Origin of the sequence: Streptomyces violens (assembly GCF_000717745.1) — a bacterium.
GTDB lineage: Bacteria > Actinomycetota > Actinomycetes > Streptomycetales > Streptomycetaceae > Streptomyces > Streptomyces violens.
On the sequence record NZ_JOBH01000016.1, the window covers coordinates 53690 to 70452 of the forward strand.

Sequence of the window (16763 nt, forward strand, 5' to 3'; positions counted from 1 at the left end):
GCGGGTCGAGGGAGCCCCTGCGGATACCACGCGGGGGCTCCCTGGCTCGGCCGTGTCGCGGTGCTCATGCGGTGCCGCCCTGCGCCGCCGCGGTGGCGAGCTGCCGACGCCAGCGCGTGAAGAGCTTGGTGCGGTCCACGCCCAGTACGGCAACCGGCTCTCCGGCGCGCCGGTAGACCGCGAGGAAGCTGCGGTCGGCCGGGCTGCCGTCCTCGACGGTCACACTGTCGGCCCGCGCTGCATGCCCGGCGACCTGGATCTTCACTCCGTACTGGTCGGACCAGAAGTAGTGCGGGCGGGGCGGGCCGGAGGGGGCGGTGCCACCGGACAGCAGCGCGGCCACGGCCACCGCCGGTCGCTCCTTGGCACCGGTCCAGTGCTCGACCCGGCGGTGAGTACCGAATGCCGGGTCGTACCAGGCCGCGCAGTCACCGACCGCGACGACGCCCGGGACGCTCGTGATGCCGTCGGCCCCGCAGCGCACACCCCCGTTGTCGAGCGCGACACCCGACCCCTCCAGCCAGTCGGTGCAGGGATTCGCGCCGATGCCCACCACGACGATGTCGGCAGGCAGGCTGCGGCCGTCGTCGAGGACCACGGCCGGGGACGCCCCCTTTCCGCTCACCCCTCGCACGCCGACGCCGCACACCAGGCGAACGCCGTGATCGGCGTGCAACTCCGAGACGGCCGCCGCCATTTCCGGTCCCAACGGACCGGCGAGCGGCGTGGGCCCGGCCACAACGAACGTCACGTCCAGGCCCATCACCGCGGCGGTCGAAGCCACTTCAGCGCCGACGAATCCTCCGCCTACGACCACCAGCCGGCCACCGCGCGTCAGGTCGTCCCGCAGCCCCCGGGCATCATCGAGTGTGCGAAGTACATGCACACCTGGCAGACCGTCGCTACCGGGCAGTCTTCGCGCCGCGGCTCCCGTGGCGATCACCACGCCGTCCGCATGCACGGCCCTGTCGTCGGCGAGCCGTATCGCGCGCTCCCGGGTCTCCAGGCCGACGGCCCGCGTCCCGAGAACCCACTCGGCGTCGAGGTCTTCACCGTCCGCCTCCAGGGCGAGCTCGTCCTCATCCACCTTCCCGGTGAGGAACTCCTTCGACAGCGGCGGCCTGTCGTAGGGCCGTTGGGTCTCCTCACCGATGACGACGAGGCGCCCGTCATAGCCCTGCTTGCGCAGGGAGCGGGCAGCGAAGAGTCCGGCGAGCGAGGCACCGACGACGGCCACCGTCTTCATGCCACGCCTCCGGCGGTCAGGCGAGCGGCGACGCAGGAGGGCGGCAGGTTCGGCGGGGCGTCGGACAGTGCGACATAGACCGTGCCGTCCTCGATGAGGACCTGGTGCGTACGGACGGGAAGTCTGGCCGGCGGGGCGTCCACGGTGCCGGTACGCAGGTTGAACTTCGAGGCGTGCAGCGGGCATTCCACCTCGCACCCCTCCAGCCAGCCGTCGGACAACGAGGCGTCCTGATGGGTGCAGGTGTCGTCGATCGCATAGACCTCGCCGTCCTCGGTGTGGAACACCGCGACGGGCGGGTCGGTCTCGAGCCGGTAGGACTCGCCTCGCGGGATGTCGGCGAGACGACACGCGGGAATCATCATGGCACCTCGTTGCGTATAAAGAAACGGACTGCGCCTTGCGCAACGAGTCTGCGGCCGCCCCGAACCCGTGTCAAGGCACTCAAACAAACAACGGACGGGTCTTTGTAAGTTGCGCATCACGCAACGGAAATCGCCCTGCGAAGCGGGAACGCAAATCGCCGAAGGTCCTCTTCGGGGGAAGAGGACCTTCGGCGCGTGGTGCTCCGAGGCGGTCAGCCGCAGCAGGCGCAGCCGGGGTGGCAGCCGGGGGCGACTGCTTCCTGCCGCTGAGCGGGGACCGGACCGGCCGGGGCCGCGGCGGCCGGGGTCGCGCAGCAGCCCTTGCCCCGCCAGGCGTCGCGCCCCTCCTTCACGGCGATGGCGGCGATGACGAGGGCGGCGATGGGGTCGGCCCAGGACCAGCCGAGGGTGGCGTTGAGGACCAGACCGGCCAGGAGTACGGCGGACAGGTAGGTGCACAGCAGGGTCTGCTTGGAGTCGGCGACCGCACTGGCGGAGCCGAGTGCACGGCCCGCGCGGCGCTGGGCGGCGGACAGGAACGGCATGACCGCGAGGGAGAGGGCGGCGATGACGATGCCGGGGAGAGAGTGTTCGGCTTCGCCGGTACCGGTCAGCGCGCGGACGGCGTCGGCGGTGACGTACGCGGCGAGCGCGAAGAAGGAGACGGCGATGACCCGCAGGGCGCCCCGCTCGCGCGCCTCGCGGACGGCGTGGTCGCGGGCGGAGAACTGCCAGGCGACCGCGGCGGCGGAGGAGACCTCGATGACGGAGTCGAGGCCGAAGCCGATCAGGGCGGTGGAGGAGGCGACGGTACCGGCGGTGAGCGCGACGATCGCCTCGATGACGTTGTAGGTGATGGTCGCGGCGACCAGCAGCCGTATCCGCCGGGTGAGCGCGTCACGTCGGGCCGGGGTGGGGCCGACGGGTATCGGCAGCTCTCCTGCCATCTCAGCAGCAGCCCTTCTCCTCGGCGTCCGGGCAGTTGCGGTCACTGTCGACGGCCACCACGGCGGTACGCAGGTCGTCCAGCGCATGGCCGAGGCGTTCGTCGGCCAGCTCATAGCGGGTGCGGCGGCCATCGGGCACGGCGACGACCAGGCCGCAGTCGCGCAGACACGCCAGGTGGTTCGACAGCCGGGTGCGGGAGACACCGATCTTGTCGGCGAGGTCGGACGGGTAGGCGGGCGCGTCACGCAGGGCCAGTAGGAGCTGGCAGCGGATGGGGTCGGCGAGGGCACGGCCGAAGCGCGCGAGCACCTCTGCCTCGGGGGCGATGGTCAGCACGCTTCAACGATACACAAAACCCTGAATTCAGGGAATCGTGGATTGTTACACGCTGAGCGCAGCGTTCGCGCTCAAGTACCGGCAGGGCGGCACGGGGCCGCGACCGGTCCCCTGCTCCGGTCGCGGCTCCCGGCGCATCGAGGCGTGTCCCCCCGGTCGGTCAGCAGCCGCCGGAGGAGGTGGGCGCGTCGGCGCCGATCTGGAGGGTGGTCGGGGCGGCGCAGCAGCCGCCGCCGGGCTGATCCGCCTCGGCGGCCTCCGGCTCGTCGAAGAGGCCCGCTCCCCCGCAGACGCCGGTCTCCGGCAGGGTCAGCTCCACGCGCTCGGCGGCCTCCTGGTCGCCGGCCAGCGCGGCGGCGATGGAGCGCACCTGCTCGTACCCGGTCATCGCGAGGAACGTCGGGGCACGGCCGTAACTCTTCATCCCCACGAGGTAGATGCCCTGCTCAGGATGGGAGAGCTCCTTGACGCCGTGCGGGTAGACGGTGCCGCAGGAGTGCACGTTGGGGTCGATCAGCGGGGCGAGCTCGACGGGAGCCTGGAGGCGCTCGTCCAGACCGAGGCGGAGTTCGGCCAGGAAGCTCAGGTCGGGGCGGAAGCCGGTGAGGGTGATGACCTCGTCCACGGGGTCGAGGCGGCGGCCGTCCTCGGCGATGAGGACGAGCCGCTCGCCGGCCTTCTCGACCTCGGTGGTACGGAAGCCGGTGACGGCATCGGCGTACCCGTCGTCCACGGCGGCCTTGGCACGCAGGCCCAGCGCGCCACGGGCGGGGAGCTGGTCGGCCTCCCCACCGCCGAACGTGCTGCCGCTGATGCCACGCCGCAGGACCCAGGTCGTATGCGTGCCGGGGGCCTCCTTGGCGAGGTCGGCCAGGTAGGCGAGGGCGGTGAACGCGGAGGCGCCGGAACCGATGACGGCGGTGCGCTTGCCCGCGTAACGGGCGCGGACGGCCGGGTCCTTGAGGTCGGGGACGCGGTAGGAGATGCGGTCGGCGGTCGCTCGCTCACCGAGGGCCGGGAGGCCGTCGCCGCCGAGCGGGCCGGGCGTGGACCAGGTACCGGAGGCGTCGATCACCGCGCGGGCGGTCAGCCGCTCCTCGGTCCCGTCGGCGTTACGGACATGGACCGCGAAGGGCTGCTCCTCCCGACCGGCGTCGACCACACGGTCGCGGCCGACGCGGGAGACGCCGGTGACACGGGACCCGAAGCGGACCGTGTCACCGAGCACGTCGGCCAGCGGCTGGAGATACCGCTCGGCCCAGTCTGCACCCGAGGGGTAGCTGTCACCGTCCGGCCGGACCCAACCCGTCGGAGCGAGCAGCTTTTCGGCGGCGGGGTCGACGACCTCGGCCCAGGGCGAGAACAGCCGCACGTGCGCCCACTCCCGTACAGCCGCACCCGCGGACGGCCCGGCCTCCAGAACCAGCGGAGTGAGGCCACGCTCGATGAGATGCGCGGCAGCGGCCAGGCCGATCGGACCGGCCCCTACGACCACGACAGGCAGTTCGGTGGCGGTGGGTGCGTTCACAACGACTCCTTCGATACCCCTGATTCGACATTCATCAATGTCTTATGCCGTCAGCTTGGCACCTGATTCGATATGTGTCAACATAGACACATGTCGAATACCAAGGCGCTACCGATGCTGGATCCGGAGACCGCGGCGCCGTGCTGCCCGCCGCTCACCGAGCGTCCGCTGACCGCTGAGGAGGCGGAGCGGACCGCCAAGATGTTCAAGGCGCTCGGCGACCCGGTACGGCTCCGGCTCTTCTCGCTGGTCGCCTCGCACGAGGGCGGCGAGGCGTGCGTATGCGACATCTCCGATGTCGGCGTCTCCCAGCCCACCGTTTCCCACCACCTCAAAAAGCTCAAAGAGGCCGGCCTGCTCGCCTCGGAGCGGCGCGGAACGTGGGTGTACTACCGCGTCGAACCTTCCGTACTCGCCGCTATGGGGCAGACGCTGGGACAGTACTGAGCGAAGGGGCGCCGGATCGGCAGCGTCGCCGACCGGTTTCCGCATCAGGCGGCCGAGCAACTCAACGCAGTGGTGGGCGAGTTCATCAGACGGCCGGTTATGCCCGGCTGCTGATCGCGAGCGGTGCCGGCAGCGAAACCGGGCCTGTTCTTCGCAGCCCTGGCGAGTCTAAGCTCGGCGAATGACCTTGGAATGGCGACATGTGATCGTTCACTCGGCGGATCCGGCGGCCCTGGGACAGTGGTGGGCCGAGGCGCTTGGCTGGGTTGTGGTCCACTCCTCCGATGTGGAGTTCGCGATCCGGCCGGAGCCGGATCGCGTGCCGGGGTTGGAGTTCGTCCTGCTCGATGAGCCCAAGAAGGCCAAGAGCCGACTGCATCTCGACTTCGTGCCGGATGATCAGGACGCCGAGGTGGCCCGTCTGGTGGCTCATGGCGCACGGCGTGTCGATATCGGCCAGGGTGATCAATCGTGGGTCGTCCTGGCAGACCCCGAAGGCAACGAGTTCTGTGTCCTCGGCCGGCGGCGCCAGTAAGGCTCACGCCTCGGACGCCGCCCGGCCCGCCGCGGGCGGCGTCACTGCACGGCCGGGAACTTCTTGCGCCAGGCCAGCGAGACGTACACCAGAGCCACCAGTACCGGTACCTCGATGAGCGGGCCGACGACGCCGGAGAGGGCCTGGCCGGAGGTGACGCCGAAGGTGGCGATGGCGACCGCGATGGCCAGCTCGAAGTTGTTGCCGGCGGCGGTGAAGGCGAGGGTGGCGGTGCGGTCGTACGCCAGGCCGATGCCCTTGCCGAGCAGGAAGGTACCGGCCCACATCACGGCGAAGTAGACCAGCAGCGGCAGTGCGATCCGGGCCACGTCCAGGGGCTGCGTGGTGATCGTCTTTCCCTGCAGCGCGAAGAGGATGACGATCGTGAAGAGCAGGCCGTACAGCGCCCAGGGGCCGATCTTCGGCAGGAAGCGGGACTCGTAGCGCTCGCGGCCGAGCTTCTTCTCGCCGATGCGGCGAGTGAGGAAGCCCGCGAGCAGCGGCACACCGAGGAAGACGATCACGTTCAGCGCGATGTGCCAGACCGGGACGTCCAGGCCCTGCCCGTTCCCGAGGCCGAGCCACTGCGGCAGCAGGTCGAGGTAGAACCAGCCGAGCAGGCCGAACGCGATGACCTGGAAGACCGAGTTCAGGGCGACGAGGACGGCGGCGGCCTCGCGGTGGCCGCAGGCCAGGTCGTTCCAGATGATCACCATGGCGATGCAGCGGGCCAGGCCGACGATGATCAGGCCGGTGCGGTACTCGGGGAGGTCGGGCAGGAAGATCCAGGCCAGCGCGAACATCACCGCCGGACCGACGAGCCAGTTGATGACCAGGGACGAGATCATCAGCTTGCGGTCACCGGTGACGGCGTCCAGCTTGTCGTAGCGCACCTTGGCGAGGACCGGGTACATCATGACCAGCAGGCCGAGGGCGATCGGGAGCGAGATGCCGCCGATCTCGACCTTCGCCAGGGCGTCGTTCAGGCCGGGGACGATCCGGCCGAGCCCGAGGCCGATGGCCATCGCGGCGAGGATCCATACGGCGAGGAACCGGTCGAGGGTGGACAGCTTGGCGACGACCGAGGGCTCCTCAGTCGTCGCGGGGGCTTCGGTGCGGGTCACGGGCAGGCCCTTTTGTTGTCGGCGGCGGCACGGGCGGTCTCGGCCAGCTCGGCGAACTGACCGGCGAGACAGGCGATGACGTCCGGGCGGAGCCTGTAGTACGTGAAGCGCCCGCACGGCTCGGTCTCCACGACCCCTGCCTCGCGCAGCACCCTCAGATGGTTGGAGAGGTTGGTCTGCCGGGCACCGGTCTCCTCCACCAGGTGGGTGGTGCACAGCGTCTCTTTGGCGAGCAGGTTCACGATCTGGAGCCTGAGCGGGTCGGCCAGCACCCGGATCAGGTCAGCGTCGACTGACGTCATCATGGACTGATACTGTCACATCAGTTTCCACTGACGCCACTGGCCGCTGATAAGAAGGTCCCCCATGCCCGAGAAGCCGTCCGTCCTCTTCGTGTGCGTCCACAACGCCGGACGCTCTCAGATGGCCGCCGCGTGGCTGTCCCACCTGGCCGGGGACCGCATCGAGGTACGTTCCGCCGGCTCCGCCCCCGCCGACCGGGTCAACCCCGCCGCCGTCGAGGCCATGCGCGAGGTCGGTATCGACATGTCCGCGCAGCGGCCCAAGGTCCTGACCGTTGACGCCGTCCAGGCCTCCGACGTGTGCATCACGATGGGCTGCGGCGACGCCTGCCCCGTCTTCCCCGGCAAGCGCTACCTGGACTGGAAGCTGGACGACCCGGCGGGGCAGGGCGTCGAAGCCGTACGGCCGATCCGCGATGAGATCAAGCGCCGGGTGGAGGGGCTGATCGCTGAGATCGCCCCGGACGGGAAGCAGTGAGCGACGTGCGCCGGTGAGGACCGGTAGCGGTCAGTGGCTGTCGGCCAGTTCCCCGCTCAGCGTCTTGTGCAGCCGGGCGCTGGGCCCGTTCAGGCCGATGATCTCGACGGTCTTGCCGCGCTGGGTGTACTTGGTCTCGACCGCGTCCAGTGCGGCCACGGAAGAGGCGTCCCAGACGTGGGCGGCGGTCAGGTCGATGACGACGTGGTCCGGGTCGCCGGCGTAGTCGAACTGCGTGACCAGGTCATTGGAGGAGGCGAAGAAGAGCTCGCCCGTGACCGAGTAGACGACCTGGGTGCCGTCGGGGTCGATGACCGAGGTGACGTTCGCGAGGTGGGCGACGCGGCGCGCGAAGATCACCATGGCGGTGAGGGTGCCGACGACGACGCCGATGGAGAGGTTGTCGGTGGCGACCACCACGATGACCGTGATCACCATGACGGTGGTCTCGCCGATCGGCATCCGCTTGAGAGTGGCGGGCTTGATCGAATGCCAGTCGAAGGTGCCGACCGAGACCAGGACCATCACCGCGACCAGCGCGGCCATCGGGATCTTCGACACGACCGGCCCGAGGACGATGCACAGGATCAGCAGGAAGAACCCGGCCAGGAACGTCGACAGACGAGTACGGGCACCGTTCTTCACGTTGATCATCGTCTGGCCGATCATGGCGCAGCCGCCCATGCCGCCGAAGAAGCCGGCGGTGATGTTGGCGATGCCCTGGCCGATGGACTCGCGGGTCTTGTTGGAGCGGGTGTCGGTGATCTCGTCCACCAGCTTCGCCGTCATCAGCGACTCCATGAGCCCCACCAGGGCCATCGCCAGCGCGTAAGGAGCGATGACGGTGAAGGTGTGCACGCTGAAGGGCACATCGGGCAGGCCGGGCACGGGCAGCGAGGAGGGCAGCTTGCCCTTGTCGCCGACGGTGGGGACCGCGATGCCGGCCGCCACGGTGATGACCGTGAGGATGACGATGGAGACCAGGGGTGCGGGCACGGCCTTGGTGATCTTCGGGAAGAGGATCATCAGGACCAGGCCGGCGACGACCAGCGGGTAGACCGCCCACGGTACGTCGCGGAGGTTCGGGATCTGTGCGGTGAAGAGCAGGATGCCGAGCGCGTTGACGAAGCCGACCATCACCGAGCGCGGCACGAACCGCATCAGCTTGGCCACGCCGAGGGCGCCGAGGGCGATCTGGAAGACGCCGGCGAGGATGGCGGTGGCGAGCAGGTAACCCAGTCCGTGCTCGCGGGCGACGGGCGCGACGACCAGGGCGACGGCGCCGGTGGACGCGGAGATCATGGCCGGGCGGCCGCCGACGAAGGCGATCACCATCGCCATGACGCAGGCGGCGAACAGTCCCACCTTCGGATCGACCCCGGCGATCACCGAGAAGGAGATCGCCTCGGGGATCAGGGCCAGACCGACGACCAGACCGGCCAGGACTTCGGTACGGAAGACCTTGGGCGAGGCCAGCCAGGCGGGGCGGCCGGCGGCCTGCAGCCGCCCACGGGCGGACGGGAGGGAAGACAACAACGCGGAACCTGTCATGCTCGGGCACAAGATCTTCGCCGGGGGCGGCATCGGCCCCGACACGGCAGAAGGAGGGCAGCGATGTACCGCCCTCCTCCTAAAACTCTACCCGCACCGTCCGGCACTGCGAGGAGACCGGACTGGTCGTTCCCCCGACGCCGCGCTACGAAGCGGCTCGACCGGTCACGTCCTTCACCCTCCACAGTTGGTTGGTGCCGGAATTGGGCTGCCAGGTGGTGACGGCGGCACCGTCGTGGGTGGCCTGGCCGCCGACTTCGAGAAGCTTGCCGGTGGCAGCGTTGATGAGGGTCCAGTTGCCATTACCGGTAGTCGAGCCGATCCACTGGGTGGCCGCGTCGCGTCGCCCGGTGTCGGGTTCCAGGACCGGGTTGTCGTTGCGTACGGCCAGTCGATCGCCGTTGGCCGCGTTGGTGAACACGTACCGCGCCTGGTTCGACGCACGGTCGCCGTTGACCTGTCGCAGCTGCCACCGCTGCCCGGCACCGGGCGCACCGCTCTTGACGACGAGCCCGGTGCCGTTGTCGGCGACGGTGAGTGCCTTGCCGCTCTGTACCCCGGTCAGCTCGTACGTGTGCCCCTTGCGCAGCAGCGGCGCATCCGCCGCGACGCCGGACACTCCGTCCACAACGAACGACGTCACCGACTGTGCGGGCACCGTGAAGGTGGCCTTCTTGTCGTCGACCGGGACGGGCGCGTGCCGCTTCAGCTTGCCGTTCGCGCTGGTCACGACCGGTGTGACGGTGGCGTCCGCGGCGATGTGCCGGAACTTCGACAGGTCGACGGTCACCGTGCGGGTGTCCGTGGTCCCATTGACGTGGACGACGGTGGCGGCATCGCCGGACCGCGAGACGGATGCGGCGCTGGAGGTGTCGTCCGTCTTGATCAGCCGGTCCCCCGGCTTGATGAAGTGCGTGAAGTTGCGAGCCGTGTCGAACTTCGTGTTCGTGCGGATGGGGCAGCTCTCGAGGGTGTCCTTCGAGGTGCAGCTGAACGGGATCTGGACGCTCCCCCAGTTGCCGCCCTTGGCGGACTCGCCGCCGGGCTTCATGTTGTCGTAGTCCTCGACGGGCTGCCAGAACACCCACGCCTGCGGTTCGAGTTCGCGCAGGTCGTCGACGATGTGCTGGGCGAGGCCGAGGCCGGGCCGCATGTCCGTGAAGGACTGCCCGTCGCCCCAGTCGCCTTCGACCTCGCTCATCCACAGCGGCTTGCCGGCGGCCTTGGCGAGGTCGCGGACGGTGGTACGGCCGCCGGTGCCGTAGGTGTGGACATTCATCTGCCCGACGAGGTCGCGCACGTCGGCCGGGTAGCTGTTCCAGTTCGTCGCGAAGATGCCCGGGTTGGTTTCGTCCATCGCGGAGATCTTGGCGCCGGTGCCTGCTTCCTCGAGGGCGGGGGCGAGGGCGCGTATCACCTTCTGCTGCAGCTCGGGGCCTATGTGGGCGCCTTCCTGACGGCCGCCGGTCGGCTCCCCGTCGGGGCCGAGCTTGGTGCTCCAGTAACCGGTGTTGGGTTCGTTGAACGGGTCGACGGTGTCGACCTTGATGCCCTCAGCCTTTTCCAGTCGCTCGGTGGCGCCCGCCACGTAGGCGGCGAAGTCATCGACGGAACCGGTCTTGAGCTGGTCCTTGTTCGCGTCGAAGCCACCGGAGACGTAACCGCTCTCGGTCATGAACCAGGGTGGTGAATTGCTGAACGTCTCCCAGTGGTCGATGTCGTCCTTGATCCGGTCGACCCACCAGCGTTGTGTTTCGTCGGCGTCCGGGTTCCAGTCGGCGGGGTCGTTCGCATCCCACCAGTCGGTGTCGTCACGAGTGGTGCCCTTCGGTGCCTTCCACCAGCCCTCGACGGCGCCGCCCGGCCGCAGGTAGTCCTTGACGTCGGGGGCGTTGCCACCGCCGATGTTGTAACGGGCGATGTTCAGGGCGAGCCCCTTGTCGCCGAAGAGGAGGTCGGCGAGCTTCTCGCGGATCGGCTCGGGGTAGTCGCCGGTGACGTTGGCGAACCAGACGAGGCTGGTCCCCCAGCCCTGGAACGGCTGTTGTCCGTACGAGGGGTCGGGCCGGACCGTGACGGAGTCGGTCGCCGCGCCGGCCGGCGACGCGGCGCCGAGCAGTGCGGTTCCGGTGGCGAGTGCGGTGGTGGTGACGACGCCGAGCAGTCGTCTTGTGCGGGTATGCGTGCGGGTGTGACGGGCCAACGTGTACTCCCAATTCGAACGCGACAGGTGAGTTGTCGGTGGTGGGGTCAGGAGGCGGGCAGCCGCAGTACGGCCACCTCGCGGGGCGGCAGTACGAGACCGTCGGCGCCGGGTTCGGGGCCCGCGAGCACCTCGCCGGTGACGCCCGGCAGCGGCACCGACGCATCGGTCCGGTTGACCAGGAACAGGTAGCGGTGGGCACCGCCGCGGCGCACGGTCAACTCCACTGAACCACGCGCCGATTCGGGCAGTTCACTGGTGACGCCCGCCGGAGCGAGCAGATCGGGCAGGAGGGCGGTCAGGCCGTCGGCCCCCAGACGTGTGGAGACGTACGCGGCCGAGCCCCGGCCCGTCGTATGGCGTGTGACCGCCGGGCGGGTGGCATACGCGCCGGTGCGGTAGCGGGCGAGTACCTCGACGTCGGGCCCGGAGACGGTGATCCGGTCGGTCCACAGGCTGCCCGTGGTGGCGTTGTCGAGGTCGACGGTGTCGCCGTCGAGCAGCGGTCCGAACTCCTCGATCCGGATGCCGAGCAGCTCGCGCAGCGCGCCGGGGTAGCCGCCGAGCCAGATGTGGTCGTGCTCGTCGACAACGCCGGAGAAGTACGTGGTGACGAGGCGGCCGCCGCCCTCGACATAACGCGTGAGCTCCTTGGCCAGCGCCTGCGGCACCATGTGCAGGACCGGCGCGATCACCACGTCGTACACGGTGAGGTCGGTCCCGTGGGCGGGCACGACGTCGGCACGGATGCCGAGCCGCAGCAGCGCGGAGTACCAGTCCAGGGCCTCGTGGTGGTAGTCGAGGCGCGAGGTCGGGTGGGAGTCGAGCTCGCTGGTCCACCACGATTCCCAGTCGAACAGGACTGCCACGCGGGCGGGTTCACGCTCGGCACCGGCGACCGGTCCGAGCGCCTCGATCGTCCGTCCCAACGCGACGACGGAACGGAAGAGATCGCTGTCGGCGCCGGCGTGCGGCACCATCGCGGAGTGGTACTTCTCGGCGCCGGCCGCGGACTGGCGCCACTGGAAGAAGCACACGGCGTCCGCACCGTGCGCCACATGCAGCAGCGAGTCCCTGGCCAGTTCGCCGGGTGCCTTGGCCGGGTTGACGGGCTGCCAGTTCACGGCGCTGGTGGAGTGCTCCATCAGGAACCACGGCCGATGGCCCGCGATGCCGCTGGTCAGGTTGGCCGAGAAGGACAGCTCGTCACGGTCCTGCGGTCCGGGCACGACGTAATGGTCGTTGGAGACGAAGTCGACCTCGCTCGCCCAGTCCGCGTAGTACATGCCCTTGATGCCGGGCATCACCATGAAGTTGCTGGTCACGGGCGTGTTCGGGGTGAGTTCCCGGAGTACCTCGCGCTCGGCGCGCAGATGGTCCTTGAGCGCGTCGGACGAGAAGCGCTTGAAGTCGAGCTGCTGTGTGGGGTTGGGGTGCGAGGCGACCAGGCGCGGCGGCAGGATCTGGTCCCAGTCGCTGTAGTGCTGGGACCAGAAGGACGTTCCCCAGCCGTGGTTGAGCGCGTCGAGCGTGCTGTAGCGGCGGCGCAGCCATGCGCGGAAGGCGCGGGCCGCGTCGTCCGAGTAGTCGTAGACGTTGTGACAGCCCAGCTCGTTGTTGACGTGCCAGGCCACGAGGGCGGGGTGCTGGGCGTACCGGGTCGCCATGTGCCGTACGAGACGCAACGCGTGCTCACGGAAAACGGGCGAAGTCGGCCGCCAGTGCTGCCGCGCCCCCGGCCACACGGTTTCTCCGGTGGCGGTCACCGGCAGGATCTCCGGGTGCGCGGTGGTGAGCCAGGGCGGCGGGGAGGCGGTCGCGGTGGCCAGATCGACGCCGATGCCGCCCTCGTGCAGCAGCGCCATGATGTCGTCGAGCCAGCCGAAGTCCCACGTATCCGCGGTGGGTTGGAGTCGCGCCCAGGAGAAGATGGCCAGGGAGACGATGTTCACGCCGGCCTCGCGCATCAGCCGGATGTCCTCCTCCCACACCTCCCGCGGCCACTGCTCGGGGTTGTAGTCGGCTCCGAAGACGAGCCGTGGGGAGCCGTCGCCACCCGTCGCGTACGGGAAGCGGGACGGGCGCGGGGAAGCGGGCGGGATCATGCAGGTCCTTCCGGGGGAACGAGACGGCTGACGGGGAGCGGCCCGGCACAGCGGCGGCCGGGCACGGGCCCTCCTGGTTACTTCTCGACGGTGAAACCCTGCTCGGAGCCGTACTTGACGGAGGCGTCGCGCCACGCGTTCAGGCCCTGCGACAGCTTGGTGCCGGAGATGTACGCCTTGCCGACGGTGTCGTTGAAGACCGAGTTGGCGTACGCCTGGTAGGGCAGGTACTTCCAGTCCGCGGGGACGTTCTTCGCGGCCTCGGCGAAAATTTTGTTGGCTTTCTGACCGCCGAAGTACGGGAACTCGGTGTTCTGGAACGCCTTGGATTCCAGGTCCTTCGTGGTGGCCGGGAACGCGCCGTCCTTGATGCGGGTCTGCACGCCGGCGCCGGAGTTGGCGTACTCGACGAAGGCGTAGGCGAGCTCCTTGTTGTCGCCGAGCTCGGGCAGGGCGAGCGAGCTGCCGCCGTTCTCGGAAGCGGCGTCCGCGCCCTTGGTCCACTGGGGCAGCGGGGCCACGCGCCAGTCACCGGCCGCGCCCTTCACCCCGGAGGCGAAATTGGCCGGCATCCAGGCGCCGGCGGGCAGGGTGGCGATGGTGCCGTCGCCGAGGCCCTTGTACCAGTCGTCGCTCCATGCGTTGACCGGCGCGAGGAGGTTCTCGTCGATGAGCTGCTGCCAGGTGTCGGTGTACTTCTTGGCGCCGGAGTCGGTGAAGTCGATACCGACCTTGGTGCCGTCGACCTTGTACGGGTGCGAACCGGCCTGCCACAGCAGGCTGGTGGCCAGTCCCGCGTCACCGACATCGCTGGTGATGTAGGCCTTCGGGTCGGCCTTGTGCAGCTTGCGGGCGGCGTCGACGTACTCGTCCCACGTGGTGGGCACCGAGATCTTGTACTTGTCGAAGACCTTCTTGTTGTAGAAGAGGGCCATCGGGCCGGAGTCCATGGGCAGGCCGTAGATGCCGTCGCCGGATTTCACCGAGTTCCAGGGGCCGGCGGAGTAGGAGCCGGCGAGCCGGTCGGCCCCGTACGGTGCGAGGTCGGTGACGGACTTCGTCAGGGCGTACTGGCTCAGCGCGTAGTACTCGATCTGGGCGACATCGGGGACGCCCTTCTCCGCCGAGATGGCGTTCTGCAGGGCCTTGTACTGGTCCTTGTTGGTGCCCGCGTTGACCAGTTTGATGTCGACCTTCGGGTACTTCTGCTCGAAGTCGGCGGCGACCTGCTTGAGCGTGGGCTCCCATGCCCACACGGTCACCGTGCCGCCCTTCTTCAGGGCTGCCCGCAGGTCCGCGGAACTGACCTGCTTCTGAGGCGAGTTGTCGTCGGAGTCGCCGCACGCGGTCGCGCCGAGGGCCAGCACGCAGACGACACCGGTGCCGCGCAGCAGGCGGCGGGGGTATTGGCGGTATTTGGGCATGGTGATGCTTCCGCTCCTTTGCGGGGGAGGACTGCCGAGCGGGCCTACTCCTTGACGCTTCCGGCGGCGAGGCCGGACTGCCAGTACTTCTGGAGCAGCAGGAAGGCGGCGATCAGCGGCGCGATGGTGAGCAGCGAGCCGGTGACGACCAGATTGAAGACGGCTTCGCCGCCGGCCGTTGCCGCCTGCTTGTTCCAGCTGTCGAGGCCGAGGGTCAGCGGGTACCAGTCGGGGTCCTTCAGCATGATCAGCGGCAGGAAGTAGTTGTTCCACGTCGCGACGGTGGTGAAGAGCAACACGGTGACCGTGCCGGGCGCGAGCAGCGGCAGCGCTACCTGGAAGAAGGTACGCAACTCGCTCGCGCCGTCGATGCGGGCCGCCTCCATCAGTTCGCCGGGGATCGCCTCGGTGGCGAACACCCACATCAGATACAGGCCGAAGGGCGAGATCAGGGACGGGATGATGACCGCCCACGGGGTATCGGTCAGGCCCATCTTGCTGAACATCAGGAACGTCGGGACGGCGAGGGCGGTGCCGGGCACGGCGACCGCGCCGATGACGACGGCGAACACGGCACGCTTGCCGGGAAAGTCGAACTTGGCCAGCGCGTACCCGCCGAGGACGGCCAGGAACGTCGCGCCACCGGCACCCACGACCACGTACAGCGCGGTGTTGAGGAGCCAGCGGCCGAAGACACCATCGTTGTATGTGAACGTTTCTACGATGTTGTCCCACAGGGCGAAGTCCCCGTCGAACCACAGGCCGAACGAACGGGCCAGCCCCTGCTGGGTCTTGGTGGCACTGATCAGCAGCCACAACAGCGGCAGCAGGCTGTAGAGCAGGACGATCCCGGTGAGCGCGGTCAGCAGGATGCTGCGTTTGGAGCGCCGGGACGTGTTGCGGCGCGGCGGCCGCAGTCGCGGGGTGGCGGTGGGTGGTTTCCGGGTGGGCCGGGCGACCGTGGTCGCGGTGCTGCTCATCGGTCACGCTCCCTTGCGCATGCCGCGCAGCTGGACCACGTACGCGACGATCATCGTGAGCAGGCCCATGACGATGGCGACCGTGGCGGAGTAGTTGTGCTGCTGACCGGAGAAGGACAGCGAGTACGTGTAGTAGTTCGGGGTGTAGTCGGTGGTGATCACGTTCGGTGCCAGCTTCTGCAGGATGCTCGGCTCGTTGAAGAGCTGGAAGCTGCCGATGATCGAGAAGATCGTGGCGATGACGAGGGCGCCGCGGATGGCAGGCAGTTTGATCGCCGAGATGACGCGCCACTGGCCGGCGCCGTCGATCTCGGCGGCCTCGTAGAGCGAGTGCGGGATGACGCGCAGCGCGGAGTAGAAGATCAGCATGTTGTAGCCGATGAACTCCCAGGTCACGATGTTGCCGATGGAGGCCAGGAGCAGCTCGGGCGAGAGCGGGTCGGGGAGTTTCGTGCCGAACGCGTCGTTGACGTCGCCGACGAGTCCGAAGCGGGTGCCGTACATGAAGCCCCACATGAGCGTGGCGACGACGGCGGGCACGGCGTAGGGCAGGAAGACGGCTATCCGGAAGAAGTCCTTGCCGTACAACCGGCCGCTGTCGAGGGCGAGCGCGACGAGCAGGGCGAGGCCCAGCATGATCGGCACCTGGACGGCCAGGAAGAGTCCGACGCGGGCGACGCCGTCCCAGAACCGGGCGTCCTGCAGGGCCTGTTGGTAGTTCCCCAGACCCACGAAGGTGGTGCCGCCGATCAGTTGGGTCCGGAAGAGGCTGAGGTAGCCGGAGTACGCGAGCGGCGCCAGGAAGACCAGGGCGAAGACGAGGACGAAGGGGCCGATGAACCCCCATCCCGTCCATGAGCGGCGGGTGCGGCGGGTGCGGCGGGTGCGGCGCACCGGTGGCCCGGCCGGGCGGGGCCGGGTGGCCGCTGGCGGTTGCACGGTTGTCATGTCGCGCCCCTCGCTGGTACTTCCTCGTACTTGCTCGTACTTGCTCGTACTTCCCGGGCCCAGTGGTGTTCGCTTCGCTCGCTATGTTTGCGTAAACACACGACGCGCACGGTCCCTCACGGTGCTATGTTTACGTAAACACGCGGCGGCGACATATCTACACTGCCTCGATGACGAGGGTCAACAGTTGCTGCAGGAACGGACGGCGCAACGGGTGAGGGAGACGGTGGGAGCAACGGACAG

16 protein-coding genes are annotated in these 16763 nt (G+C 69.0%); 3 read left to right on the plus strand and 13 right to left on the minus strand.

Features of this window, described 5'->3' with window-relative positions; genetic code table 11:
* Nucleotides 1-64: 64 nt before the first annotated feature.
* The 5 genes from IF04_RS0127705 to IF04_RS0127725 all read right to left on the minus strand — a co-directional run bounded on the left by IF04_RS0127705 (nucleotide 65) and on the right by IF04_RS0127725 (nucleotide 4423).
* Entirely contained in the window at nucleotides 65-1246 is a 1182-nt protein-coding gene (locus tag IF04_RS0127705) for an NAD(P)/FAD-dependent oxidoreductase (protein ID WP_030263662.1), read from the minus strand.
* Nucleotides 1243-1611 carry a bifunctional 3-phenylpropionate/cinnamic acid dioxygenase ferredoxin subunit gene (locus IF04_RS0127710; protein ID WP_030263665.1) on the minus strand — a complete coding sequence of 123 codons (369 nt, stop codon included), beginning with the start codon at nucleotides 1609-1611 and terminating at the stop codon, nucleotides 1243-1245. The genes IF04_RS0127705 and IF04_RS0127710 overlap by 4 nt, the downstream gene beginning before the upstream one ends.
* A gap of 212 nt (nucleotides 1612-1823) precedes the next feature.
* Entirely contained in the window at nucleotides 1824-2558 is a 735-nt protein-coding gene (locus IF04_RS0127715) for a cation efflux transmembrane domain-containing protein (protein WP_030263667.1), read from the minus strand.
* 1 nt (nucleotide 2559) lies between these two features.
* Nucleotides 2560-2895 (minus strand): ArsR/SmtB family transcription factor, encoded by a 336-nt coding sequence (locus tag IF04_RS0127720; RefSeq protein WP_030263668.1) that lies wholly within the window; start codon nucleotides 2893-2895, stop codon nucleotides 2560-2562.
* Nucleotides 2896-3055: 160 nt separating this feature from the next.
* A complete protein-coding gene (locus tag IF04_RS0127725) occupies nucleotides 3056-4423 on the minus strand; it encodes an NAD(P)-binding domain-containing protein (RefSeq protein ID WP_030263671.1) in 1368 nt (455 codons plus the stop codon).
* Between the two features lie 90 nt (nucleotides 4424-4513).
* Here IF04_RS0127725 and IF04_RS0127730 point away from each other — a divergent pair, with 90 nt between their 5' ends.
* Together IF04_RS0127730 and IF04_RS0127735 are read left to right on the plus strand one after the other, a co-directional pair.
* Nucleotides 4514-4870 (plus strand): ArsR/SmtB family transcription factor, encoded by a 357-nt coding sequence (locus tag IF04_RS0127730; protein ID WP_030263675.1) that lies wholly within the window; start codon nucleotides 4514-4516, stop codon nucleotides 4868-4870.
* A gap of 181 nt (nucleotides 4871-5051) precedes the next feature.
* Complete coding sequence (locus tag IF04_RS0127735; protein ID WP_030263679.1) at nucleotides 5052-5405, plus strand: VOC family protein; 354 nt, start codon at nucleotides 5052-5054, stop codon at nucleotides 5403-5405.
* Between the two features lie 41 nt (nucleotides 5406-5446).
* Here IF04_RS0127735 and arsB read toward each other — a convergent pair whose 3' ends face one another.
* Nucleotides 5447-6529, minus strand: a complete 1083-nt coding sequence (arsB, locus tag IF04_RS0127740) for an ACR3 family arsenite efflux transporter (protein ID WP_030263682.1) — start codon at nucleotides 6527-6529, stop codon at nucleotides 5447-5449.
* Nucleotides 6526-6834 carry an ArsR/SmtB family transcription factor gene (locus IF04_RS0127745; protein WP_030263684.1) on the minus strand — a complete coding sequence of 103 codons (309 nt, stop codon included), beginning with the start codon at nucleotides 6832-6834 and terminating at the stop codon, nucleotides 6526-6528. Before IF04_RS0127745 ends, arsB begins: the two co-directional genes overlap by 4 nt.
* A gap of 61 nt (nucleotides 6835-6895) precedes the next feature.
* Here IF04_RS0127745 and IF04_RS0127750 point away from each other — a divergent pair, with 61 nt between their 5' ends.
* Nucleotides 6896-7309: an arsenate reductase ArsC gene (locus IF04_RS0127750; protein ID WP_030263686.1), complete on the plus strand. Its 414-nt coding sequence runs from the start codon at nucleotides 6896-6898 to the stop codon at nucleotides 7307-7309.
* A gap of 30 nt (nucleotides 7310-7339) precedes the next feature.
* On the opposite strand, the gene IF04_RS0127755 is transcribed toward IF04_RS0127750, so the two are convergent.
* The 6 genes from IF04_RS0127755 to IF04_RS0127780 all read right to left on the minus strand — a co-directional run bounded on the left by IF04_RS0127755 (nucleotide 7340) and on the right by IF04_RS0127780 (nucleotide 16520).
* Complete coding sequence (locus IF04_RS0127755) at nucleotides 7340-8860, minus strand: SulP family inorganic anion transporter (RefSeq protein ID WP_030263689.1); 1521 nt, start codon at nucleotides 8858-8860, stop codon at nucleotides 7340-7342.
* A 145-nt stretch (nucleotides 8861-9005) separates the two neighbouring features.
* Nucleotides 9006-11063, minus strand: coding sequence for an RICIN domain-containing protein (locus IF04_RS0127760; protein ID WP_037960957.1), 2058 nt, complete (start codon nucleotides 11061-11063; stop codon nucleotides 9006-9008).
* A gap of 47 nt (nucleotides 11064-11110) precedes the next feature.
* Nucleotides 11111-13168, minus strand: coding sequence for a beta-galactosidase (locus IF04_RS0127765; RefSeq protein ID WP_030263694.1), 2058 nt, complete (start codon nucleotides 13166-13168; stop codon nucleotides 11111-11113).
* Between the two features lie 77 nt (nucleotides 13169-13245).
* Nucleotides 13246-14592, minus strand: a complete 1347-nt coding sequence (locus IF04_RS0127770; RefSeq protein ID WP_030263696.1) for an ABC transporter substrate-binding protein — start codon at nucleotides 14590-14592, stop codon at nucleotides 13246-13248.
* A gap of 44 nt (nucleotides 14593-14636) precedes the next feature.
* A complete protein-coding gene (locus IF04_RS0127775) occupies nucleotides 14637-15572 on the minus strand; it encodes a carbohydrate ABC transporter permease (RefSeq protein WP_030263697.1) in 936 nt (311 codons plus the stop codon).
* Between the two features lie 3 nt (nucleotides 15573-15575).
* Nucleotides 15576-16520 (minus strand): carbohydrate ABC transporter permease, encoded by a 945-nt coding sequence (locus tag IF04_RS0127780; RefSeq protein ID WP_030263699.1) that lies wholly within the window; start codon nucleotides 16518-16520, stop codon nucleotides 15576-15578.
* Nucleotides 16521-16763 lie beyond the last annotated feature (243 nt).